15 protein-coding genes are annotated in these 25,285 nt (G+C 63.8%); 9 read left to right on the top strand and 6 right to left on the bottom strand.

Annotated features, from left to right (window positions below):
* The 6 genes from BC360_RS07295 (at position 1) to BC360_RS07270 (ending at position 6,775) form a co-directional block, all read left to right on the top strand.
* Entirely contained in the window at positions 1-1,113 is a 1,113-nt protein-coding gene (locus tag BC360_RS07295; RefSeq protein WP_065784545.1) for an ABC transporter ATP-binding protein, read from the top strand.
* Between the two features lie 8 nt (positions 1,114-1,121).
* Positions 1,122-2,633: an FAD-dependent oxidoreductase gene (locus BC360_RS07290; protein WP_065794732.1), complete on the top strand. Its 1,512-nt coding sequence runs from the start codon at positions 1,122-1,124 to the stop codon at positions 2,631-2,633.
* Positions 2,630-3,409, top strand: a complete 780-nt coding sequence (locus BC360_RS07285) for a 3-ketoacyl-ACP reductase (RefSeq protein ID WP_065794731.1) — start codon at positions 2,630-2,632, stop codon at positions 3,407-3,409. The genes BC360_RS07290 and BC360_RS07285 overlap by 4 nt, the downstream gene beginning before the upstream one ends.
* A gap of 107 nt (positions 3,410-3,516) precedes the next feature.
* Complete coding sequence (locus BC360_RS07280; RefSeq protein ID WP_065794730.1) at positions 3,517-5,172, top strand: GMC family oxidoreductase; 1,656 nt, start codon at positions 3,517-3,519, stop codon at positions 5,170-5,172.
* Positions 5,173-5,180: 8 nt separating this feature from the next.
* The gene (locus BC360_RS07275; protein ID WP_065784538.1) at positions 5,181-5,498 is read left to right on the top strand and encodes a Dabb family protein; all 318 of its coding nucleotides are present in this window, start codon (positions 5,181-5,183) and stop codon (positions 5,496-5,498) included.
* 5 nt (positions 5,499-5,503) lie between these two features.
* Positions 5,504-6,775, top strand: a complete 1,272-nt coding sequence (locus BC360_RS07270) for a glycerate kinase (RefSeq protein ID WP_065784537.1) — start codon at positions 5,504-5,506, stop codon at positions 6,773-6,775.
* A gap of 141 nt (positions 6,776-6,916) precedes the next feature.
* Here BC360_RS07270 and BC360_RS07265 read toward each other — a convergent pair whose 3' ends face one another.
* Positions 6,917-8,254 (bottom strand): aspartate aminotransferase family protein, encoded by a 1,338-nt coding sequence (locus BC360_RS07265; protein ID WP_065794729.1) that lies wholly within the window; start codon positions 8,252-8,254, stop codon positions 6,917-6,919.
* Positions 8,255-8,403: 149 nt separating this feature from the next.
* Here BC360_RS07265 and BC360_RS07260 point away from each other — a divergent pair, with 149 nt between their 5' ends.
* Positions 8,404-8,952: a cupin domain-containing protein gene (locus tag BC360_RS07260; protein WP_065794728.1), complete on the top strand. Its 549-nt coding sequence runs from the start codon at positions 8,404-8,406 to the stop codon at positions 8,950-8,952.
* 68 nt (positions 8,953-9,020) lie between these two features.
* Here the strand turns inward: BC360_RS07260 and BC360_RS07255 are convergent, their stop codons facing one another.
* From BC360_RS07255 to BC360_RS07235, 5 genes are all read right to left on the bottom strand, one after another.
* Positions 9,021-9,254, bottom strand: a complete 234-nt coding sequence (locus tag BC360_RS07255) for a hypothetical protein (RefSeq protein WP_065794727.1) — start codon at positions 9,252-9,254, stop codon at positions 9,021-9,023.
* Between the two features lie 167 nt (positions 9,255-9,421).
* Positions 9,422-10,657 (bottom strand): pyridoxal phosphate-dependent aminotransferase, encoded by a 1,236-nt coding sequence (locus BC360_RS07250; protein WP_065794726.1) that lies wholly within the window; start codon positions 10,655-10,657, stop codon positions 9,422-9,424.
* 42 nt (positions 10,658-10,699) lie between these two features.
* Complete coding sequence (locus BC360_RS07245; RefSeq protein ID WP_065794725.1) at positions 10,700-12,232, bottom strand: aldehyde dehydrogenase family protein; 1,533 nt, start codon at positions 12,230-12,232, stop codon at positions 10,700-10,702.
* A gap of 30 nt (positions 12,233-12,262) precedes the next feature.
* Entirely contained in the window at positions 12,263-13,684 is a 1,422-nt protein-coding gene (locus BC360_RS07240) for an FAD-binding oxidoreductase (RefSeq protein WP_065794724.1), read from the bottom strand.
* A 10-nt stretch (positions 13,685-13,694) separates the two neighbouring features.
* Positions 13,695-15,095: a VOC family protein gene (locus tag BC360_RS07235; protein WP_065794723.1), complete on the bottom strand. Its 1,401-nt coding sequence runs from the start codon at positions 15,093-15,095 to the stop codon at positions 13,695-13,697.
* A gap of 113 nt (positions 15,096-15,208) precedes the next feature.
* Between BC360_RS07235 and BC360_RS07230 the strand changes: the two genes are divergently transcribed.
* Together BC360_RS07230 and ndvB are read left to right on the top strand one after the other, a co-directional pair.
* Positions 15,209-16,102, top strand: a complete 894-nt coding sequence (locus BC360_RS07230) for a LysR family transcriptional regulator (protein WP_025425244.1) — start codon at positions 15,209-15,211, stop codon at positions 16,100-16,102.
* Between the two features lie 370 nt (positions 16,103-16,472).
* Positions 16,473-25,088, top strand: a complete 8,616-nt coding sequence (ndvB, locus tag BC360_RS07225; protein WP_065794722.1) for a cyclic beta-(1,2)-glucan synthase — start codon at positions 16,473-16,475, stop codon at positions 25,086-25,088.
* Positions 25,089-25,285: the final 197 nt, after the last annotated feature.

The following is a 25,285-nucleotide window of genomic DNA, read 5'->3' as shown; positions in this document are numbered from 1 at the left end:
ATGTCTTTCCTCAAAATCAGCAACCTGCGCAAATCCTACGGCTCGCTCGAGATCCTGAAGGACATCAACCTGGAGATCGATGAAGGCGGCTTTCTCGTGCTCGTCGGTCCGTCCGGCTGCGGCAAGTCGACCCTGCTCAACACCATTGCCGGTCTCGAGCCGATCACTTCGGGGGAGATCGCCATCAACGGCCGGTCGGTCGCCGATCTGCATCCGTCGAAGCGCGACATCGCCATGGTGTTCCAGTCCTACGCGCTCTATCCGAACATGACGGTCGCCGGCAACATCGCCTTCGGCATGGAAATCCGCGGCGTGCCGAAGGACGAACGCGAGAAGGCGATCAAGCAGGTCGCCGACATGCTGCAGATCGGCCATCTGCTCGATCGTAAGCCGAGCCAGCTCTCCGGCGGCCAGCGCCAGCGTGTCGCCATGGGCCGCGCGCTCGTGCGCAACCCGCAGGTCTTTCTCTTCGACGAACCGCTGTCGAACCTCGACGCCAAGCTGCGCGTCGACATGCGTACCGAGATCAAGCGTCTCCATCACCGGATGAAGACGACCATCGTCTACGTGACGCACGACCAGATCGAGGCGATGACACTGGCGACCAAGATCGCGGTATTGAAGGACGGCGTGCTGCAGCAGTTCGGGACGCCGGCCGAAATCTATAACAATCCGGCCAACATGTTCGTCGCCGACTTCATGGGATCGCCGGCCATGAACCTGTTGACGGCGCGCATCGAAAAGAGCGGTTCCGACGTTGCCGTCACGCTCGCGCGCCCGAACGCCGAGCCGATGAGGCTTGCCGTGCCGCATAACGGCGCACTCGCCGCCTATGCCGGCAAGGACGTCGTCTTCGGCATCCGTCCGGAAGCGCTGACCGATCCGGATGGTGCCGACCGCAATGCCAAGGCGATCGTCGAAGGCGAATGCCTGATCGAGGTGGTTGAGCCCGCGGGTTCGGACACCTTCGCGGTGACCCGCCTCGGCGGCAAGGAGGTCGTTGCCCGCCTGCGCGCCGATGCGCGCATCGCACCCGGCCAGACGTCGCAGCTCGCCTTCAATCTCGACAAGGCGGTGTTTTTCGATCCTCAGACGCAGCAGCGGATCGCGTGACCTGAACCATGCCGAGAGAGCCGGATATCGTCATCATCGGGTCGGGGATCGGCGGCTCCACCATTGCGGCGGGGCTCGCCGGCTCGGGTGCGCGCATAGCCATACTCGAGCGCGGCGAGCGCCTGCCCGACACACCGGACGCGCGCAGCTATAGCTCGATCTTCGTCAAGGGCCATTTCCGACCCAAGGAGATGTGGCGCGAAGAGGATGGTACCGAGTTCAATCCGGGAAATTTCTATTTCGTCGGCGGCAATTCCAAACTCTTCGGCGCGGTGCTCTTGCGCTACCGCGCCGAGGATTTCACCGAGATGCAGCATCTTGGCGGCGTTTCGCCGGCCTGGCCCTTTCCCTACGAAGAGTTGGAGCCGTGGTACGGCAAAGCCGAGCAATTGTTCGAGGTGCGCGGCGAATTGGGCCAGGACCCGACGGAGCCGTTCCACGCCTCGCCCTACCCTTACGGCGCGGTACCAGACGAGCCGGCCATTGCCCGCGCTCGCGCCGAATTGAAGGCGCAGGGGCTGCATCCGGCGACGCTGCCGCTTGGCGTCGATATCGACACGTGGCTGGCCGGTGGGCGCACGCCATGGGACGGGTTCCCTAACACAGGCCAGGGCAAGAAAGATGCCGAGACCGCATCGCTCGCCTCCGCGCTGAAGGACCCCAATATCGAGCTGATCACCTCCGCGCATGTCGACACGCTGGAGATAGGTCGAGGTGGCCGGATTGAAGCGATCCACTACACCCACAGAGGCGAGAAGAAGCGCCTTTCGCCCGGGTTGGTGATCCTGTCGGCGGGCGCGATCAACTCAGCGGCTATCCTGCTGCGCTCCGGCGACGGCAAGGGACTGGCCAACGCCTCCGACCAGGTCGGCCGCAATTTCATGAACCATAATTGCAGCGCCATGCTGGCGATCAATCCGTTCAGGCGCAATGACAGCGTCTACCAGAAGACGCTGATGTTGAACGATTATTACCTGACCGGCGGCAGGAACGGTTTGCCGCTCGGCAATGTCCAGCTGCTCGGCAAGATCAACGGCGACATCCTCAAGGCCAATGCGCCGGGAGGATTTCGCTTCTGGGCGCCGCGCTTCGCGTTCGACTTCATGGCCGGCCATGCGGTCGACTGGTACATGATGACGGAGGACCTGCCGAACCCGGAAAGCCGCATCATGGTCGACGGCAAGGGCATCATCATGCAGTGGCGGCGCTCGAACATGGAGGCGCTTTCCGGCCTCGAAGCGAAGATGCGCGAGCACTTCAAAGCTGCAGGCTATCCGATCGTGCTTTCCCAGGCCTTCGACAAGCGCACGCCGTCGCATCAGTGCGGGACGGTGCGGATCGGCAAGGACCCGAAAGACGCGCCACTCGACGTCTATTGCCGCGCCTTCGATCATCCGAACCTCTTTGTCGTAGACGCCGGCTTCCTGCCGACCTCGGCGGCCGTCAACCCGGCGCTGACGGTGGCGGCGCAGGCGCTGCGCGTTGCCGACCATATCGTTGCGAAGGAGCTGAGAGCATGACGACATCGAAGCGTCCCGTGGCTGTTGTTACCGGCGGCCGGCGCGGCATCGGGCTCGGTGTTGCCCGCGCCCTGGCGCGTGACGGCTTCGATATCGCGCTGACAGGCCTCGGTGCCGCGGACCAGACGACGCAGGCGACGCTCACCGAGCTATCGGCACAGGGCGGCCGGGCCATCTACCTCGAGGCCAATCTCGCCGATGTCGGTGCGCATGCCGCAGCCGTTGCCGACATCCGCCAGGAGCTGGGCCCTATCCGTTGCCTCGTCAACAATGCCGGTATCGCCTCCGTCGTGCGCGGTGATTTTCTCGACCTGCTGCCGGAGAATTTCGACACGATCGTCGCCACCAACCTGCGCGGCACGGTGTTCTTTACCCAGGCCGTGTTGCTCTCGATGCTCACCGAGCCGCCGGGCGCAACGCCGCGTTCGATCATCAACATCACCTCGGTTTCCGCGACCATGAGTTCGCCCGAGCGGCTCGACTATTGCATGACCAAGGCCGGGCTTGCCGCCTTCAGCCAGGGGCTCGCCTTGCGGCTGGCCGACACCGGCATCTCCGTCTTCGAAATCCGACCGGGCGTCATCCGGTCCGACATGACCGCCGGCGTTTCGGCGAAATACGACGCCCTGATCGACGGCGGTCTCGTGCCGATGAAGCGCTGGGGCGAGCCCGAGGACATCGGCAACATCGCCGCCGGGCTTGCCGGCGGGAAATTCGGCTTTGCCACGGGCTCCGTCATCCAGGCGGATGGCGGCCTGTCGATCGGTCGACTCTAGGGAACAGTGCAGGGCAGTCAGAGGCTCGCAAGAGCGAGCGGGTTTTGAGTTTATCACGTCGGAAATTTGGAACGTTCCAAATGCCGTGCCGTGGAGGAAGACAGGCAATGACATACGACTATATCATCACCGGTGCCGGCCCTGCCGGCTGCGTTCTTGCCAACCGCCTCTCCGAGGATCCGTCCGTGCGTGTGCTGTTGCTGGAGGCGGGCGGCGGCGACTGGAACCCGCTGTTTCACATGCCGGCCGGTTTCGCCAAGATGACCAAGGGCGTCGCCAGCTGGGGCTGGGAGACGGTGCCGCAGAAGCACATGAAGGGCAGGGTGCTGCGCTACACCCAGGCCAAGGTGATCGGCGGCGGCTCGTCGATCAATGCCCAGCTCTATACCCGTGGCAATGCAGCGGACTACGACCTCTGGGCGTCCGAGGACGGTTGCTCCGGCTGGGACTACCGCAGCGTTCTTCCTTATTTCAAGCGGGCGGAAGACAACCAGCGCTTTGCCGACGACTATCATTCCTATGGCGGTCCGCTCGGCGTTTCGATGCCCGTTTCCACGCTGCCGATCTGCGATGCCTATATCCGCGCCGGTCAGGAACTCGGCATCCCCTACAATCACGATTTCAACGGCCGCCAGCAGGCGGGGGTCGGCTTCTACCAGCTGACGCAGCGCAACCGCCGCCGGTCGAGCGCATCGCTTGCCTATCTCTCGCCGATCAAGGACCGGCGGAACCTTAACGTGCGCACCGGCGCGCGCGTCGCCTGGATCATACTCGAAGGCACGCGTGCCGTCGGCGTCGAAGTGGTAACGGCCAAGGGAAGCGAAACCATCCGGGCGGAGCGGGAAGTTCTGGTCTCGTCAGGCGCCATCGGTTCGCCGAAGCTGCTGCTACAATCCGGTATCGGGCCGGCAGATCATCTGAAGTCGGTGGGCGTGCAGGTAAAGCACGACCTGCCCGGCGTCGGTGGCAACCTTCAGGATCATCTCGACCTCTTCGTAATCTCAGAATGCACCGGCGACCATACCTATGACAATGTGGCGAAGCTGCATCGGACGCTCTGGGCCGGGCTGCAATATGTGCTTTTCCGCTCCGGCCCGGTGGCGTCGAGCCTGTTTGAGACCGGCGGCTTCTGGTACGCGGATCCGGATGCCCGCTCGCCGGATATCCAGTTCCATCTCGGTCTCGGCTCCGGCATCGAGGCTGGCGTCGCGCGACTGAAGAACGCAGGCGTGACGCTCAATTCCGCCTATCTGCATCCGCGCTCGCGCGGCACTGTCAGGCTTTCGGCCGCCGATCCGGCCGCAGCCCCGCTGATCGATCCGAACTATTGGGAAGATCCGCACGACCGCAAGATGTCGATCGAGGGGCTGAAGATCGCCCGCGAGATCATGCAGCAGGCGGCGCTCAAGCCTTTCGTGCTGGCGGAACGTTTGCCGGGCAACAGTATCGTCTCCGACGCGCAGTTCTTCGACTATGGCTGCGCCAATGCCAAGACCGACCACCACCCGGTCGGCACCTGCAAAATGGGCACCGACGCCATGGCCGTCGTCGGCCTCGACTTGAAAGTGCGTGGCCTCGAAGGTCTTCGCGTCTGCGACAGTTCGGTCATGCCGCGCGTTCCCTCTTGCAACACCAACGGGCCGACGATCATGATGGGCGAGAAGGGCGCCGACATCATTCGCGAACTCCAGCCCCTGCCGCCGGCGATCTTCGCCCATGAACGAAACGATGCCCGGCCGCGGGCCCGCGCCGATATCCGCTGAGGAAAATCATGATCCGCCACTGTGTCTTCATTCGCTTCCGTCCAGAAATTCCGGCGGATGAGAAAGCGTCGATCTTCGCCGAGATTGCGGCGCTGAAAAGCCGGCTCCCCGGGCTGCTGGCAACCCATGCCGGCGCCAATGTCAGCCCGGAAACCGGCATGGACAAGGGCTATGCCGAAGGCTTCATCGTCGATTTCGCCGATGCCGCAGCGCGCGACGCTTATCTCGACGACCCGCAACACCGACAGACCGGCGCAAAAATCGTTGCGGCTGCGCAAGGCGGCACCGACGGCATTTTTGTCTACGACCTCGAAGTCCGGGGCTAAGGACGATGGCAGACTTTGACGCGCGTCCCTTTCTCACCACTCTTTTCGAGGCGGCTGTGCGTGCAGCCGACCCCTACGAGGCGATCCGCGCACATCTGCCGGAAAGACCCAAGGGGCGAACGATCGTCGTCGGCGCGGGGAAGGCCGCAAGCCAGATGGCCGCTGCCTTCGAGAGACTGTGGGATCATCCGCTGACCGGCACCGTCGTTGCGCGTCACGGGCCGATCGAACATTGCGAGCGCATCCGCGTGCTGCAATCCGCCCATCCGGTGCCGGATGAGGCCGGTCTCAGGGCATCGGAAGAGTTGCTGAAGCTGGTGAAAGGTCTGAGCGCTGACGATCTGGTCGTCGCGCTGATCTCCGGCGGCGGGTCAGCCCTGTTGCCGGCGCCGCCCGATGGTTTGACGCTTGCCGACGAGATCGCTGTCAACAAGGCGCTGCTCGCCTCCGGCGCACCGATTTCCGCGATGAACGTCGTGCGCAAGCATGTGTCGCGCATCAAGGGCGGGCGCCTGGCGGCAGCGGCAGCGCCGGCGCGTGTCGTCAGTCTCGTCGTTTCCGACGTTCCCGGCGACAATCCCGCCTTCGTTGCCTCCGGTCCGACGGTGCCCGATGGCAGCACGCCACGGGAGGCACTCGATGTGGTTACCCGCTATGGCATGGCTCTTCCCGATGGCGTGATGGCCCATCTTAGATCTGAAGTAGCGCGGGCGCCTGATCCGTCGGACCCGGTTTTCCGCCGACACGCATGCCACGTGATCGCGTCGGCAAGCGTGTCGCTGGAGGCTGCCGCGAGGAAGGCGAAGGAATTGGGCGTTGAGGCTCGGATCCTGTCGGATGCGATCGAAGGCGAAGCGCGCGATATCGGCCGCATGCATGCGGCGCTGGCGCGCGAAGTCGCGCTGCGCAATCGCCCTTTCCAAAAGCCGGTCGTGCTCCTGTCCGGCGGCGAGACGACGGTGACGATATCGGGCAAGGACTACGGCAAGGGCGGCCGCAACACCGAGCTGTTGCTATCGCTGGCACTCGATATTGATGGTCTCGATGGGATCGATGCCTTGGCGGCGGATACGGACGGCATCGACGGGTCGGAAGACAATGCCGGTGCGTTCGCCAATGGCGGCAGCGTCAACCGGATGCGTGCTACGGGCGCCGATCCGCGAGCGCATCTCGCGCGTCACGATGCCTGGTCGGCATTCTCAGCGAGCGGCGATCTTTTCGTGCCCGGCCCGACCGGAACCAATGTCAACGATTTCCGGGCAATGCTGATCCGCTAGATGGCGCAATGCCGGACGGAAACCATTTCGCGTTTACCCGGAATTGCTTAGCCGGATTCGCGCACGCTCGTGGAGTGGCTCATCGGAAACGCATTCGTCGCCGCTGCCGAAGTGCTCGGCAGCGGCGACGTAATCTTTCACCTACTTCGCGCGCTTCAGCGCATCGCCGAGGATCGAGACGATTTCACCAAAATGTTTTTCCTCGGCGATCAGCGGCGGCGAGAAGGCGATGATGTCGCCGGTCACGCGGATCAGCAGGCCCTTTTCGAAGCAATCGACGAAGACGTCATAGGCACGGGCGCCGACGGCGCCATCGCGCGACTGCAGCTCGATACCGGCGATGAGGCCGATGGTGCGGATGTCGATGACACCAGGCAGGTCCTTCAGCGAATGCATGGCATCGTGCCAGGCGTCCTGCAGCTCGGCGGCACGGGTCATCAGGCCTTCGTCGCGGTAGATGTCGAGCGTGGCGATGCCGGCGGCGCAGGCGGCCGGGTGGCCGGAATAGGTGTAGCCGTGGAACAGCTCGATCTGGTTTTCCGGGCCGTGCATCAGCGCGTCGTGCACCTTGCGGCTGGCAAAGACCGCGCCCATCGGGATAGCGCCGTTGGTAAGCCCCTTGGCCGCCGTCACCAGATCCGGGGTGACGCCGAAGAAGTCGGTGGCGAAGGCCGCGCCAAGACGACCGAAGCCGGTGATGACCTCGTCGAAGATCAACAGGATGCCGTGCTTGTCGCAGATCGCGCGCAGCCGCTCGAGGTAGCCCTGCGGCGGAATGAGGACACCGGTCGAACCGGCAACCGGCTCGACGATGCAGGCGGCGATCGTCTCGGCGCCGTGCAGCGCCACCAGCCGCTCGAGATCGTCGGCAAGCTCGGCGCCGTGTTCTGGCTGGCCCTTGACGAAGGCGTTCCTGGCAAGATCGTGGGTGTGGCGCAGGTGGTCGGAACCGGGGAGCTGCGGGAAGACACGGCGGTTGTTGAGAATGCCGCCGACCGAGATGCCGCCGAAGCCGACGCCGTGATAGCCGCGCTCACGACCGATCAGGCGCGTGCGGGTGCCCTGGCCGATCGAGCGCTGATAGGCGATCGCCATCTTCAGCGCGGTGTCGACCGATTCCGAGCCCGAGCCGGTGAAGAACACGCGATCGAGCTTCTGGCCTTCCGGCCCCGGCGCAATCTCGGCGAGGCGTTCGGCAAAGTCGAAGGCGATCGGATGGCCCATCTGGAAGGAGGGGGCGAAATCCATCGTAGACAGCTGGCGCTCGACGGCCGAGGCGATCTGGCGGCGGCCATGGCCGGCATTGACGCACCAGAGACCGGCGGTGCCGTCGAGGATCGTACGGCCGTCTGTGCTGGTGTAGTGCATGCCTTCGGCGGATGCGAGCAGGCGGGGTGCCGCCTTGAACTGCCGGTTGGCGGTAAAGGGCATCCAGTAGCTGTCGAGTACCGGGGCGTTGGGTTTGGTGTGCTGGTTCATGGCATCCTCCTGAAGGTTCGGGGATTGACGCCATGATTTGAATTGCCAAACAAGTCCTTTTCTGCTGTCGTTCAAGCCATTGAATTTTATAGGACGAGGTCCGAGAAGTTGCGATATTCCGAACAACCTGAACACCGGAATGGACACCCATGAGCGTGGACATTGGAAACCGGCTTCGTCACCTCAGGCTGATGCACAATCTTTCACAGCGCGAACTTGCTAAACGGGCGGGCGTGACCAACTCGACGATCTCGCTGATCGAATCGAACGCCTCCAATCCTTCCGTCGGCGCGCTGAAGCGCATCCTCGACGGCATTCCGATCGGGCTTGCGGAGTTCTTCTCGTTCGAACCGGAGCGGCCGCGCAAGGCGTTCTATGCGGCGGAGGAACTGGTCGAGATCGGCAAGGGGCCGATTTCGTACCGCCAGATCGGCGAAAATCTCTTCGGCCGCAGCCTGCAGATCCTGAAGGAGTGTTATCAGCCGGGCGCCGATACCGGAAAGGTGCCGCTGGTGCATGACGGCGAGGAGGGCGGTATCGTGCTGTCGGGGCGCATCGAGGTCACCGTCGACGACGAGCGGCGGATCCTGGGGCCCGGTGACGCCTATTATTTCGAAAGCAGGCGGCCACATCGGTTTCGGTGCGTCGGGCCGGTACCCTGCGAAGTGATCAGCGCCTGCACGCCACCGACGTTTTGAGCCGCCGCAGGCGTCCTTGACGAAACGAGTGATCTAGAGAGTGCAGGTGCTGTGCCCACTGAATGCGGCTACCCGCGCTCGAACCGGGCCACCAACACCGTGCCGAGAACTATACCCAAGATTGCCCCAAGCGGCATGATGACCGTATAGGTCGGGTGCAGGCATCCCAGGCCCTGGCATCCGCCGATGATGTTGAAAGCATCGAGAATATCCATGCCCATCAGGGCAAGAAATGCCCCGGCGGTTCCACCAAACAGCCAGATTATCGCGGTCTTGAGCATGGCGGCGAGAATGTCAGACATTGCTTTCTCTGGCAGTCAGTGGTTGCGTGCAATGTGCATACGCCATCCTGGGGTGCGGTCAAGCATTTGGCCGCCAGTGCCTACGGCGATCGCTTTTCGTCCGGAGGGGATCACCGACAAAAGATGTTGGGGGCGCAACGTGCGCCCCCCGGGTCCGCAAAAATGCGTCAACCCTGAAGTCTTGCGCAGGCGTCGGCGATGCGCTTTAGCGCTTCCTTCAGCTCCGCTTCCGAGGTCGCGTAGGAGATGCGGAAGAACGGCGACAGGCCGAAGGCCGAGCCTGGAACGACGGCAACGTGGGCGTCGTCGAGCAGGTAGGCGCAGAAGTCCGTGTCCGTCTCGATCGTCTTGCCCGAAGGTGTCACTTTGCCGAGCATGCCGGCGCAGCCGGAGAAGGTGTAGAAGGCACCTTCCGGGACGCGGCAGTCGAGGCCGTCGATGGCGTTGAGGCCGCTGACGACGAGATCGCGGCGGCGCTGGAAGCTGGCCGTGCGTTCCTTCAGGAAATCCTGCGGGCCGGTCAACGCGGCCACCGAAGCGGCCTGGCTGACCGAAGATGGGCAGGAGGTCGCCTGGCTCTGGACGACGGCCATCGCCTTGATCAGCTCGCGCGGACCACCGGCATAACCGATGCGCCAGCCGGTCATGGCATAGGCCTTGGAGACGCCGTTGACCGTCAGGGTGCGACCCTTGAGGCGAGGTTCCAGTTGGGCAGGGGTGACGAAGCGGAAGCCGTCATAGACGATGTGTTCGTACATGTCGTCGACCAGCAGCCACACATGCGGATGCCGCAAGAGCACGTCGAGAAGCGGCCGGTAGTCGGCAGCGCCGTAGGCTGCGCCCGAAGGGTTGGAGGGCGAGTTCAGGAGCACCCAGCGCGTCTTCGGCGTGATTGCCGCTTCGAGCTTGTCGGCTGTGAGCCGGAAGCCCGAGGCCGCGTCGCAGGGGATCAGGACCGGCTTGCCTTCGCAGATCTGGACGATATCCGAATAGGAGGTCCAGTAGGGCGTCGGAATGACGACTTCGTCGCCGGGATTGATCGTCGCCATCATGGCGTTGAACAGGATCTGCTTGGCGCCGGTGGCGACGGTGATCTCGTCCTGCTCATAGGCGAGGCCGTTCTCGCGCTGGAACTTTTCGCGGATCGCCTTCTTCAGTTCCGGCGTGCCGTCGAGGGCGGTGTATTTGGTTTCGCCGCGCTGGATCGCTTCGCAGGCGGCCTGCTTGACATAGTCAGGCGTGTCGAAATCCGGCTCGCCGGCGCCCAGAATGATGACCGGCTTGCCCTCGCGCTTCATCGCCTGGGCACGCGCGCCGATCTTGAGGATTTCGGATACCCCGATCGAGGAGATCCGCGAGGCGGGCTGGAAACCCGCCTCCTTGACCGTTGCATTGATGGTCATGGTCGATCCTATTCGATGTCGCCAATTATTCGATGTCGCCAACTATTCGATGTCGAACGAGACGCCCTGCGCCAGCGGCAGAGCCTTCGAGTAGTTCACCGTGTTGGTGGCGCGGCGCATATAGGCCTTCCACGAGTCGGAGCCCGATTCGCGGCCGCCGCCGGTTTCCTTTTCACCACCGAAGGCGCCGCCGATTTCGGCGCCCGAGGTGCCGATGTTGACGTTGGCGATGCCGCAATCCGAGCCGTCGACGGCGAGGAACCGTTCGGATTCCTGCATGTCGCGGGTGAAGATCGACGAGGACAGGCCGGCTGCAACCGCATTATGGTCGGCAACAACGGCGTCGAAGTCGCTGTACTTCATCACGTAGAGGATCGGCGCGAAGGTTTCTTCCAGAACCGGACCAGCTTGCTTCGGCATTTCGACCAGGGCCGGCTTGGCGTAGTAGCCGTTGGCATAGCCGAGCTCGACGCGTTCGCCGCCGGTGACGGTGCCGCCATGGGCCTTGGCTTCGTCGATCGCCTTCTGCATGCCGTCGAAGGCCGCCTTGTCGACCAGCGGGCCGACGAGTGCCGTGGTTTCCAGCGGGTTGCCGACCGAGACCGAGCCGTAGGCCTTCTTCAGGCGCGGAACGAGCTGGTCGTAGACGCTTTCATGGACGAACAGGCGGCGCATGGTCGTGCAACGCTGGCCGGCGGTGCCCATGGCGCCGAAGGCGATGGCGCGCAGCGCCATGTCGAGATCGGCCGACGGGCAGACGATACCGGCATTGTTGCCGCCGAGTTCGAGGATGGCGCGGGCGAAACGCTTGGCAAGGCGCGGGCCGACGTCGCGACCCATACGGGTCGAGCCGGTGGCCGAAACCAGCGGAACCTTCGGGTTGTCGACAAGGACTTCACCGACGGTGCGGTCGCCGATCAGGACCTGCGACAGGCCTTCCGGCGCATCGCCGAAGCGGGCAAGCGCGCGTTCGAAGATTGCCTGCGATGCAAGGGCCGTGAGCGGGGTCTTTTCCGACGGCTTCCAGACGACGGAGTTGCCGCAGACGAGCGCAAGCGCTGTGTTCCACGACCAGACGGCGACGGGGAAGTTGAAGGCGGAGATGACGCCGACGACGCCGAGCGGATGCCAGGTTTCCATCATGCGGTGGCCGGGACGCTCGGTGGCGATCGTCAGACCGTAGAGCTGGCGGGAAAGACCGACTGCGAAATCGCAGATGTCGATCATTTCCTGGACTTCGCCGAGACCCTCGGAGGTGATCTTGCCGGCTTCGATCGAAACCAGGCGACCAAGATCGGCCTTGAAGGTGCGCAGCTCTTCGCCGAGCAGGCGGATCAGTTCGCCGCGCTTCGGCGCCGGGACGAGGCGCCAGGCCTTGAAGGCTTCATGGGCCTTGTCGATCTTGGCAGCGGCTTCGGCGGCCGAAACCGTCTTCAGGCTGGCGATCTGCTCGCCGGTGACCGGGCTGAACGACGGCATGTCGCCGCCGGTATAGAGTTCCTTGGCGACGCCCATCTTTTCGAGCAACGCTGCTGCTTCCTTGGTGACGTCGATCTTCTTCGTTGCAATGTTCATCTGGTCTGACTCCCGTTTTCCTGCCCTGGTCTATCCGAAGCGCACGCTGCCGAGTTTCCCCGGCGAGGTGAGCGTCTTCAGGCCCGCGGCCATGTCCTTGAGTTTGTCGGTTGTATAAATGTCGTAATAGGCCTGGTTGCGGCGGCCTATCGCATGTTCCGCGCTGAAACTGCCGTGATACTCCTCGACGGCCACGGCGAAAACCCATTCTCTCAAACGCTGCTCGAATGTCGGATCGCTAAGCAGCGGGCTGTCCTTCGGCACCACGAGATTGAAGTGTACACCACCGTCGCCGATATGGCCGAAGTCGCAGACGGTGACGTCAGGAAACCTGTTCGGCATCTCGGCCTTCATATGGTCGCAGAAGGCCATGATGTCACCCCTGCGGAAGGACACGTCGAAGGCGATCAGCTTGCCGAGGTGCTTCACGCCTTCCGACAGTGCGTGGCGCAGCGCCCAGATTTCATGCGGCGGGCCGACGAAGGCGTCGGCGAGCGGTGCCGTCTCCATCTCCCAGATCTCGGCCAGCACCGTTTCGAGCGCGGCGTCGAGCGATTGCTCGCCTTCGCGTAGGCCCCAGGTGCGGCTGATCTCGGCGAGGATGACGTAATCCGGGACATGTCCGCCCTGGAAAGGGTTCTTCAGCGACGGGACATGCGCGAACGCCGCCTTGACGGCGTTACTCGACATGCCCTCGAAGGCTGAGAGATAGGCGCCGAGGCGCTCTTCCATGGCGCGCAGCAGCGGCATCACATGGGCGCCGCTTGCCGGCACCAGCAGCGCGGTCGCTGTCTGCTGCGGCAATCGCTCCAGATTGAGCACGCATTCGGTGACGATGCCGAAGGCGCCGGAGGTGCCGACAAAGATCTGTTTCCAGTCGACGCCGGTGTTGTTCTTGCGCAGGTCGCATTGAAGATCGAGCACGGTGCCGTCTTCATCAGCGAGAACCACGGTGAGGCCGAGCGTGTTGCGGCGGACGTCACCGTATTTCAGGAAGCGCGAGCCGCCGGTGTTGGTGGCGATCATGCCGCCGATCCGCGGATCGGCGCCGAGGTCGATCGGGAAGAACAGGCCATGTTCTTCCAGCCGGCGGTTGAGATCCGAAAGCCTGAGCCCGGCATCGACGCGCACCGAGCGGTTGTCGAGATCGAGTTCGAACGCCTTGGCGAGGCGGTCGAGGCTGAGGACCGCCTCGTTGCCGGATGCGTCCGGGGTCGAGCCGGAGACAAGTCCGGTATTGCCCGATTGCGGGATCAGGGCGATGCCATGGCGCACGCAATAGGCAACGGTTGCCGAGGTTTCCACTGTTGTTGCCGGCCGCAGCACGACCGAAGCCCGGCCGCGATCATAGCGCGCGCCGGTCTCGTAGGCTTCCATGTCTTCAGCGCGCGTGACCACACCCTTGTCGCCAAGGATGCCGGTCAGCGCGTCGATGTGTACCTGTTCGATCATCTTGAACGTATCATTCCGCAGCGATGGCTGCGGTCAAGACCCGCACGCAGCTTTCGATCGATGCCTCTTCGATGCCGGCATAGTGATCGAACTCGTTGAGCACGGTGGCGCCGAGGTCGATCTCGAAACGCTTCTGGTTCGGGCTCGCGACAAAATCCTGATGGGCGCCGTCGCCGAGGTTGGACTGGAAGATACCTGCGGCACTGACCGGCAGGAAGTCTTCGTAGACGATGGCATCGAACTGCACGAGGCCGTCGGCGATCAGCGCGTTGATATCGCGGCGGTCGGAAATCCTGGTCTTCAAGCCCTTGTCGGTCAGCGAATAGCTGAAATAGCCGAGGCCGGCTTCACGGATGCCTGCCCAGGTATCAGGGAAGCTTTCGAAGGCTTTGGCAAGGGCTGCCTCATAGTCGCGGGCATTGGAGCCGTCGGCTGCCGGGCGCACGATCTTGCGCGAGGCTTCCAGAAGCTCATCGTAGAGCGCGCGGCCCTTGGGGGTGAGCGCAATGCCGCGCTGCTCGATCTCGCCGAAGCGGGCGGTGTGCGAGCCGGCCTTCCAGTCGCCATCGCCGTCGCGGAAGGACACGGCTTCTTCCAGCGCCTTGAACGAGGTCTGGCGAAGCAGGATCGGGCATTTGCGGGTCGGCGGTCCCTCGACGACGGCCTTCGGCGCGATGCCGTATTCGGGCATCAGGCTCTGGACCCGGTCGATATCCAGCGTGCGCGGCGTCAAATGGTTGATATGCGGCCCCTTGAACGACACGACGTCGGCGATCAGCCGGTGGGCGTCATGCAGGCGCTTGTACATGTCGGCGCTGACATTGGCCCTGTCGTGCCAGCGGAAGGTTTCCAACACCTCGGAGACGAAGCGTTCGGCATCGGTCTTGTCGAGGCCGCCGTCGCGTTCGGCTTTCTCAGCCAACTCGACAGCGACGGGCGTAAAGATCCGGCGCTCGGAAAGGATGGCTTCGGACTCGGCGCGCAGGCTTTCGTCGGCGATCAGGTCCAGGCGCAGAAGCGAGGTGAACACCCGGAAAGGGTTGCGCTTCAGAGCCGTTTCGCCAACGGGGCGGAAGGCTGTCGAGTGTACCGGTACGCCGGCGGTCGAAAGATCGTAGTAGCCGACGGGATACATGCCCATGACGGCAAAGACGCGGCGCATCATCGCGAGTTCGGCAGGCGTGCCGAGACGGATCGCGCCGTGGCGCTCCTCGGAAATGCGGTCGAGCGAATCCGTCGCGTCGAGGCGCTCTCTGAGCGCCGGGTCGGCATCGAGCGTATCGTCGTTGACCCTGGCGACCAGTTCCATCAGCGTGCCGTAGGCCGGCACTTCCTCGCGGTACATGACCGACATGGCTGCGGAAAAAGCCGAACGGATATCATCGGCGGATACGAAACTATTCTCTTTCACTGGGGCTCGCCTCGCGCTATGGGTGAAGGACAAGGTCATTCTCATTTCGGATCATATCCGAGGGCGGCGGCCATTGATCGCGCTGCTTGTGACTATGTTGATGCGAGGCTGGAATGAAGTTAAGCCGCAGACTGGTTCCTGACGTTACGACGCTGCAGGCTTTCGAATGTGCGGCGCGGCACGGCAGCTTCACGCAGGCGGCCGCCGAACTCAATCTGACCCAGAGTGCCGTCAGCCGCCAGATCAAGGATCTGGAGAACCAGCTCGGCGTGCTCCTGTTCGAGCGGGTGCGCCAGCGCGTCATTCTCTCGGAAGCCGGGCAGAAGTTCCTGCCCGAGGTTCGCCGCCTGCTCAACCAGACCGAAGAACTGATGGTGCGGGCGATGGCGTCGGCGCGCGCCGACTCGACACTGTCGATCGCGTCGCTGCCGACCTTCGGCAGTCGCTGGCTGGTGCCGCGCCTGCCCGATTTTCTTCGCCAGCACCCCGACACGGTGGTCAACATCGCGTCGCGGTCGGCACCCTTCGATTTCGACGAGCAGAATTTCGACATCGCCATCCACTACGGCCAGCCGGTGTGGGCGCATGCGACCTGCAGCTATCTCTGCAGCGAGATCATCGTGCCGGCGGCAAGCCCGACCCTGCTTGCGGCCAACCCGGTTGCGACGCTGGAGGATATCGTCGGCGGTCCGCTTCTGCACCTGGCGACGCGGCCCAAGCTCTGGGCGCAATGGTTCGAGGCCAACGGCATGGACGGCCGGGGCGCCTATCGCGGCAATCGCTTCGATCAGTTCTCGATGGTGATCGAGGCGGCGACCGCCGGTCTCGGTTTCGCCTTGCTGCCCCGCTATCTGATCGAGCAGGAGCTGGCAGCGGGAACATTGCGCATCGTTCTCGACCGGCCGATGCAAACGGAGAACAGTTATTATCTCGCGGTTCCGGAAGGCAAACTCGAAAACCCGATCAGTCTCGCCTTCCGCGAATGGATCACCGAACAGGTCGGCTAGGTTCTCATCCTTCGAACATGTTTCGACCGATGGCAGGAACCTTCTTCACGCGCTTAGCGTTTCGCGACGGACTGCTACCCAGAGATGCGCCGGGAAGGGGCAAAATTGATACATAGATTTGAGGGTGCCATCGGCGGGCGCGGACTATTGCGTTTTCGCCCGATGAGAGTGTGCGCAATTCGTTCAAACTTGCGCCGCCGATCCTTGCAAGCTGTTGGCACCACGGCTAAAAAATGCCACTTTCATGCATCACGCGGCCTTGAAAACCAATGCGCCGCCGGCTTTGCTTTCTCCGATGCCCAGTTCAAGGGCGGTGCCAGTTTCCGCCAGTTTCCGGTTTGCCGGAAAATGACGGCGGATGGGAGGACACATGACCGTGTCTAGCAACGCGCCGGCCAAGCCTGGAACCTCAGGACCGCAGCCAACCCGGCAGAACAACGAGAGCCGGGCCGATCAACCCCGGTTGGATTCAGAACCAGCACCCATGCCCCTTCATAACACGCCGTCCTCCTCTTCTCGCGAACCGGAAGCGAAACAGATCGATTACAACGATTCGATCCGCTCGACCTTTTTCTCGATGGAGGATCTGCGGCAATGCGGCGAGGCCCTTGCGCTCAAGGGCGCCCCGTCCCTGCCGGGCTTCTTCCCGTTCGAGTTCCGTCCGCGCCATCGCGAGAATGAAAACGAAATCCTGAGGGTGTATCGGGCGACGGCGGCTGACGTCGAAGCGGGGGCGCAGATCACGCCGGCCGCCGAATGGCTGCTCGACAACCACCACGTGGTCGAGGAAGCGATCCAGGAAGTTCGTCGCGACTTCCCGCGCAAGTTCTATCGCCAGCTGCCGACGCTGTCGGTTTCCGGAACCGTCATTCCGCGCACGATGGCGCTCGCCTGGCTCTATGTCGCCCATACGCACAGCACCGTCTCGCGGGAGAGCATCACCGCGATGGTCGAGGGCTTTCAGAAGCACGACACGTTCAAGATCGGTGAATTGTGGGCGCTGCCGTCGATCCTGCGTTTCGTCCTGATCGAAAACCTGCGGCGCATCGCCATCCGCGTCGAGCGTTCGCGCGGCATGCGGCGCAAGGCAAACGACATCGCCGATCAGATCATCCGTCACAACGACCCGGAGAAGTGCCGGTCGCTGCTGACCGAATCCGAGGCGCTTGCCGCCGACAATACCTTCGTTGCCCAATTGCTCTACCGCATGCGCGACGGCTCGCAGACCTCCGGCTCGGTGATCGCCTGGATCGAGGAACAGCTGGAAAAGCGCGGCAGCGACGTCGAGGATGCGCTGGTCGCCGAGCAGAACCGCCTGTCGTCTGGCAATGCGACGATGAGCAACATCATCCGCAGCCTGCGCGAGATCGACGACACCGACTGGGCCGTCTGGTTCGAAAGCGTCAGCAAGATCGATGCGGCGCTGCGCGACGGCTCCGATTATGCCGCGCTCGAATTCGGCTCGCGCAACAAGTATCGCGATACGATCGAAAAGCTGGCGCGCCGCTCCGGCCACAGCGAATATGAAGTCACCCAGATCGCCATCGAGATGGTGAAGGAAGCGGAGGCGGCGGCCGCCGTCGAACCGCAGCTTCAGGAGCCGAACGTCGGCTCCTTCCTCGTCGGCAAGCAGCGCAAGGCGCTCGAGCAGAAGATCGGCTACCGGCCGTCGGTACTGCAGAGCATCATCCGCCTTAGCCGCAAGCTCGACTGGTTCGCCATCGCCGGACCGAACATTCTGCTGACCATCCTGGCGATGATCGCCGTCTATGCCTTCGTCAGCCCGATGGATATTCCGAACGGCGCAAAGCTGATCATGCTGCTGCTGTTTGCGCTGCCGGCGTCCGAAGGCGCGATGGGACTGTTCAACACCCTCGTCACGCTGTTCGTCAGACCGTCGCGCCTGGTCGGCTACGAGTTCCTCGACGGCGTTCCGGAATATGCCCGCACGCTCGTCGTCGTGCCCTGCCTGATCTCCAAGCGCGACCATGTCGACGAGCTGGTGCGCAATCTCGAAGTTCACTACCTCGCCAATCCGCGCGGCGAGATCTACTTCGCGCTGCTCAGCGACTGGGTCGATAGCAAGACCGAGGAAACCTCGGCCGACACCGACGTCCTCGACTATGCCCGGCGCGAGGTTGCCGAGCTTTCGGCGCGGTATGCCTATGACGGCAAGACACGCTTCTTCCTCCTGCACCGTCGCCGTCTCTTCAACGAGGCGGAAGGCGTGTGGATGGGCTGGGAGCGCAAGCGCGGCAAGCTGCATGAGCTGAACCTGCTCCTGCGCGGCGATCGCGACACCTCGTTCCTCCAGGGCGCCAACACCGTGCCGGAGAACGTCCAGTACGTCATGACGCTCGACGCCGACACGCGCCTGATGCGCGATGCGGTGACGAAGCTGGTCGGCAAGATGTCCCACCCGATCAACCGCCCGATCGTCGATCCGGAGACGCAGAAGGTGATTGCCGGTTACAGCCTGCTGCAGCCGCGCGTGACGCCGTCGCTGACCACCGGCAGCGAGGCTTCGGCGTTCCAACGCATCTTCTCGGCCAATCGCGGCATTGACCCCTATGTCTTTACCGTGTCGGACGTCTACCAGGACATCGCCGGCGAAGGCAGCTTCACCGGCAAGGGCCTCTACCACGTTGACGCCTTCGAGGCGGCGCTCAAGGGCCGGATCGAGGAAAACGCCGTTCTCAGCCACGACCTGCTCGAAGGCTCCTATGTGCGCTGTGCGCTGGTAACGGACGTCGAACTCGTCGAGGATTTCCCGACCCGCTACGAAGTCGAGATGTCGCGCCAGCATCGCTGGGCCCGCGGCGACTGGCAGCTGCTGCCTTACATCTTCAATCCGTCGAACGGCTTGTCGATGCTCGGCCGCTGGAAGATGTACGACAACTTGCGCCGCTCGCTGATCCCCTGTGCCTGGCTCGTCGCCTCGGTCATGGGCTGGTATTATATGCAGCCGACGGAAGCGCTGATCTGGCAGATCGTGCTGATCTTCAGCTTGTTCGTCGCGCCGACGCTGTCGCTGATCAATGGCCTCTTACCACGCCGCAACGACATCGTCGCGCGCGCCCACCTCCATGCGGTGCTGACCGAAGTTCGCGCCGCCAACGCCCAGGTCGCGCTTCGCATCGTCTTCATCGCCCATGGCGCGGCGATGATGGGCGACGCGATCGTGCGCTCGCTCTACCGCACCTTCGTCAGCCGCAAGCTGATGCTGGAATGGCGCACCGCCGCCCAGGTGCAAAGTGCTGGCCATGGAAGCATCGGCGACTACTACCGGGCGATGTGGATCGCGCCAGCGCTGTCTGTGCTGTCACTGGCGCTCGCTGCGGTTTCCGATACCGGCCTGCCCTTCATCGGCATTCCCTTCGCCCTGCTCTGGGCGCTTTCTCCGGCAGTGGCGTGGTTCGTCAGCCAATCGGCCGAAACCGAGGACCAGTTGGTCGTCTCCGACGAGGCGATCGGGGAAATGCGTCTGATCGCGCGGCGCACCTGGCGTTATTTCGAGACCTTCGTGACCGCCGAGCAGAATTTCCTGCCGCCGGACAACTTCCAGGAAACGCCGCAGCCGGTGCTTGCCGAGCGCACGTCGCCGACCAATATCGGCGTCTACCTTCTCTCGGTGATGTCGGCACGCGACTTCGGCTGGATCGGCTTCGAGGAGACGATCACGCGCCTGGAACAGACGATCGCCACCATCGACCGGATGCCGAAATATCGCGGCCACCTGTTCAACTGGTATCGCACCAATACGCTCGAAACGATGGAGCCGCGCTACATCTCGTCGGTCGACAGCGGCAACCTTGCCGGTCACCTGATCGCGGTGTCGTCCATGTGTCGGGAATGGGCGGAAGCCCCATCCGCGCACGTCCAGGGCAGCCTCGACGGCATCGGCGACGTGGTTGCCATCCTTGCCGAGGTGCTGAAGGACCTGCCTGACGACCGCAAGACCGTTCGCCCGCTGCGCCGCCTGATCGAGGAGCGCATCGTCGGCTTCCAGAACGCGCTGGCAGCCGTCAAGCGCGAGCATGAGTTCGCATCGATCCGTGTGATCAACCTCGCCGTGCTGGCGCGCGACATGCACAAGCTGACCGTCAATCTCGACCATGAGGTGCGCACGGCCCAGAGCAGCGAAGTGACGAAGTGGGCGAACACGCTCGTCGCCACCTGCGAAGCGCATATTGCCGACGGCGTGTTCGACCTCGGCGCCATCGAAGCGCTGCGCCAGCGGCTGGCGGTGCTGAAGGATCGCGCACGCGACATCGCCTTCTCGATGGATTTCGGCTTCCTGTTCCGGCCGGAGCGTCGGCTGCTTTCGATCGGCTTCCGCGTCAATGCCAACGAACTCGACGAGGCCTGCTACGACCTTCTGGCATCCGAGGCGCGCCTGACGAGCCTGTTCGCCATCGCCAAGGGCGACCTGCCGACCGAGCACTGGTACAAGCTCGGCCGTCCGATCGTGCCGATCGGCGCGCGCGGCGCGTTGATCTCCTGGTCCGGTTCGATGTTCGAATACCTGATGCCGCCGCTGGTCATGCAGGAGCGGCAGGGCGGCATCCTCAACCAGACCAACAATCTGGTGGTCAGGGAGCAGATCAATCATGGCCGCCGTCTCGGCACGCCATGGGGCATCTCCGAAGCGGCCTTCAATGCGCGCGATCATGAACTGACCTACCAGTACACCAACTTCGGTGTGCCGACGCTCGGCCTCAAGCGTGGCCTCGGCCAGAACGCCGTCATCGCGCCCTACGCCTCCATCCTCGCCTGCATGTACGATCCGAAGGCGGCGCTGGCCAATCTCGGTCGCCTGCGCGAAGTCGGTGCGCTCGGTGTCTACGGCTTCCACGATGCCGTCGACTTCACGCCGACGCGCGTGCCCGAGGGGCAGAAATGCGCCGTGGTGCGCAACTACTATGCCCACCACCATGGCATGTCGATCGCTGCGGTCGCCAACGTCGTCTTCACCGGCAAGCTGCGTGAATGGTTCCACGCCGATCCGGTGATCGAAGCGGCCGAATTGCTGCTGCAGGAAAAGGCGCCGCGCGACATTCCGATCATGAATGCCAAGCGCGAGCCGGAATCGCTCGGCAAGGGCCAGGACGACCTGTTGCGTCCGGAAGTCCGTGTTATCGAAAACCCGCTCGCCCAGGACCGCGAAACCGTGTTCCTGTCCAACGGCCATTATGCCGTCATGCTGACGGCAACCGGTGCCGGTTATGCCCGCTGGAACGGACAGTCGGTCACCCGCTGGAAGCCGGACCCGGTCGAGGACAGGACGGGCACATTCATCTTCCTGCGCGACACGACGACGGGCGACTGGTGGTCGGCCACCGCCGAGCCGCGGCGTGCCGTCGGCGAGAAGGTGCTGACGCGGTTCGGCGACGACAAGGCCGAGTTCGTCAAGACCGTCGGCGACCTCACCAGCGAGGTGGAGTGTATCGTTGCCACCGAGCACGATGCCGAAGGCCGCCGCGTCATCCTGCTCAACACGGGAACGCAGGATCGCTTCATCGAAGTGACCTCCTACGCCGAACCGGTGCTTTCGACCGACGAGGCCGACAGCGCGCATCCCGCCTTCTCCAAGATGTTCGTGCGCACGGAAATCAGCCGGCGCGGCGATGTCATCCATGTCAGCCGCAACAAGCGCAGCCCCGGCGATCCGGATATGGAAGTGGCCCATCTCGTCACCGACAATGCCGGCAGCGACCGCCCGACCGAAGCCGAGACCGACCGTCGCCGCTTCATCGGCCAGGGCCGTACCCTTGCGGAGGCCGCCGCCTTCGACACCGACGCGGTGCTTTCGGGAACCGACGGTTTCACGCTCGATCCGATCATGTCGCTGCGTCGTGTCGTGCGGGTTCCGGCCGGCAAGAAGGTCAGCGTCGTCTTCTGGACGATCGCTGCGCCGAATCGCGAAGCCGTCGATCGCGCCATCGATCGCTACAGACATACGGAAACCTTCAATCACGAGCTGATCCACGCCTGGACGCGCAGCCAGGTGCAGATGCGCCACGTCGGCGTCAGCTCGCAGGAGGCCGCCAGCTTCCAGATGCTCGGGCGCTACCTCGTTTACCCCGACATGCACCTGCGCGCCGATACCGCGACGGTTCAGGCGGGGCTTGCGTCGCAGTCGACGCTCTGGCCGCTGGCGATCTCGGGTGACTTCCCGATCTTCTGCCTGCGCATCAACGACGACGGCGACCTCGGTATCGCCCGGGAAGCGCTCAGGGCACAGGAATATCTGCGCGCCCGCGGCATCACCGCCGACCTGGTGATCATCAACGAGCGTGCCTCGTCCTATGCCCAGGACATGCAGCACGCACTCGATTCGATGTGCGAGAACCTGAGGCTTCGCGGCCTGTCCGATGGTCCGCGCCAGCACATCTTCTCGGTGCGCCGCGACCTGATGGAGGCGGAGACCTGGTCGACGCTGCTGTCGGCCTCCCGCGCCGTGTTCCATGCCCGCAACGGCACGATCTCCGATCAGATCGCCCGTGCCAATTCGCTCTATTCGACGCCGCCGGTGAAGGGCAGCGAAAGCAATTTCCCCTTGCTGGCTGCGCCGCAGCAGCCGGCCGACGCTGTCGATGCTCGTATCGTCGGCGACGGTCTCGATTTCTGGAACGGCTACGGCGGCTTTGCCGACGGCGGGCGCGAATATGTCGTGCGCCTGCGCGGCGGCGAGGCGACACCGCAGCCTTGGATCAACGTCATCTCCAACGAACAGTTCGGCTTCCACGTTTCGGCGGAGGGTGCGGCCTTCACCTGGAGCCGCAATTCGCGCGACTACCAGCTGACGCCGTGGGCCAACGATGTGGTCGTCAACCGCCCGGGCGAAGCGATCTTCATCCGCGACTTGGCGAGTGGCGCGGTGCTGACCCCCTACGCGGCCCTGTCGCGCAGCCGGTCGGTCGTCTTCGAGACGCGCCACGGACTTGGTTATTCGACATTCCGCAGCACCCAGGACGATCTCGATATCGAGGCAGCGCACACGGTGCATCGAACCTTGCCGGCCAAGCTGGTCCGCATCTCGATCCGCAACCGCTCCACCACTGCCCGCCAACTCAAGATCTACGGCTTTGCCGAATGGGTGCTCGGCAACAACCGGGCCCGCATGGCGCCCTTCGTTCTGTCGAAGTGGGACGACGCCGCCGACGCGCTGGTTGCGACCAACCCCTACAGCATCGACTATGCCGGTCGCTCGGCCTTCTTTGCAGTCGAGGGTGGTGTCGGTGTGAGCCACACGGCAAGCCGGCGCGAGTTCCTCGGGCGGATCGGCGGCATTCTCGTGCCGCAGGCCGTTTTGTCAGGGGCCGAGCTTTCCGGCTCTGTCGATGTGGACGGCGACGCCTGCGCGGCGTTGGCGACCGATCTGGTGATCGAGCCTGGTGCCGAAAAGCAGCTGACGTTCATCCTCGGCGATGCCGACAACGACGAACAGATGCGCGCGGTTCTCGGCGAGTTGCGCCAGACTGCGTTCGACACGGTCATGGATGCGGCGAAGACCTTCTGGAGCGAGTTCACCGATATCGTAAAGGTGGAAACGCCGGATGCCGCCTTCAACACCATGATCAACAACTGGCTGCCCTATCAGAGCCTCGGTTGCCGGATCATGGCACGCTCGGCTTTCTACCAGGCGAGCGGCGCCTTCGGCTTCCGCGACCAGCTGCAGGACACGCTGGCGTTCCTCATCCACCGGCCGGAACTGGCGCGGGCACAGATCCTCAACGCGGCCGCGCGGCAATTCGTCGAAGGGGACGTGCAGCATTGGTGGCTGCCGGGCACCGGTGCCGGCGTCCGCACGATGATCTCGGACGACGTCGTCTGGCTCGCTCATGCCGTCACGCACTATTGCGAGGTCACCGGGTCCGCCGACATTCTCGGCGAGAAGATCGCCTTCATCACCGGCCCGGCACTCGAGGAAGGGCAGCACGACAGCTTCTACAAGCCGGAGATCGCCGACGAGATCGCCGATGTCTACGAGCATTGTGCCCGTGCACTCGATCTGGCGATCAGGCGCAGCGGCGAAAATGGCCTGCCGCTTATTCTCGGTGGCGACTGGAACGACGGCATGAACCGTGTCGGCATTGCCGGACGCGGGACGAGCGTCTGGCTCGGCTGGTTCCTGGCGGGCACGTTGCGCGGCTTCCTGCCCTTTGCCCGCCAGCGCAAGGACAAGGCCCGTGTCAGCCATTGGGAGACGCATCTTGCGGCCTTGAAGACGGTGCTCGATGAAGCGGGCTGGGATGGCGACTATTACCGTCGTGGCTACTACGACGATGGCGCGCCGCTCGGCTCGAGCGAAAGCGACGAATGCCGGATCGATTCGATCGGTCAGTCCTGGAGCGTGCTTTCGGGCGAGGGCGACGAGCAGCGGTCGCGGCACGCGATGGATGCGGTCATGGCCGAACTCGTCGATCCGGATCGACGCATCGTCCGGCTGTTTACGCCGCCGCTCGAAAGAACCAGGCAGGACCCGGGCTACATCAAGGCCTATCCGCCCGGTGTGCGTGAAAACGGCGGGCAATATACCCACGCGGCGACGTGGGTGGCGCTGGCCTTTGCCGAGCAGGGTCGGGCCGAGGAAGCCTGGCGCGTCTTCCAGATGCTGAATCCCGTCTCGCATGCCCTAAGCCGCGAGGGCGCCGACCATTACCGGGTCGAGCCCTATGTGGTGGCCGCCGACATCTATGGCGAAGGCGCGCTGGCCGGACGCGGTGGCTGGACCTGGTACACCGGGTCGGCCGGCTGGCTCTACCGCGCCGGCGTCGAGGGCATTCTCGGCATCCGCAGGCATGGCGAAAAGCTGGTCATCCGGCCGGTGCTGCCGGAGGCCTGGGACGGCTACTCGGCTGAAGTGACGCTGAACGGCACGAAGCATCGCATTTCGGTCAAGCGCGATGCGAAAAGTCGCGAGCCGATCGTCAGCATCAATAATAGTGTCACAAAAAACGCGCATGAAGGCATTTTGCTGTAACTGCCGGTATTGAATGAACGTTGAAACCGGCTTTGCACCCGAACGGGCAAGGCCGGTTTTTTCTTGCAGATCTGCCGGCGGCGCGAACCCTCGAGAGGTTTGCGCATCGATCGACGGCATCGGATATACGCACCCTCCAGGGCCAAGCGAATGTCCGGCGCCCGTTTCAACAGGGGTGGGGCAGGGGCGCCAGATCC

The organism is Ensifer sp. LC163 (assembly GCF_001695855.1).
GTDB lineage: Bacteria > Pseudomonadota > Alphaproteobacteria > Rhizobiales > Rhizobiaceae > Ensifer.
This window is presented reverse-complemented; position numbering and strand designations above follow the sequence as displayed.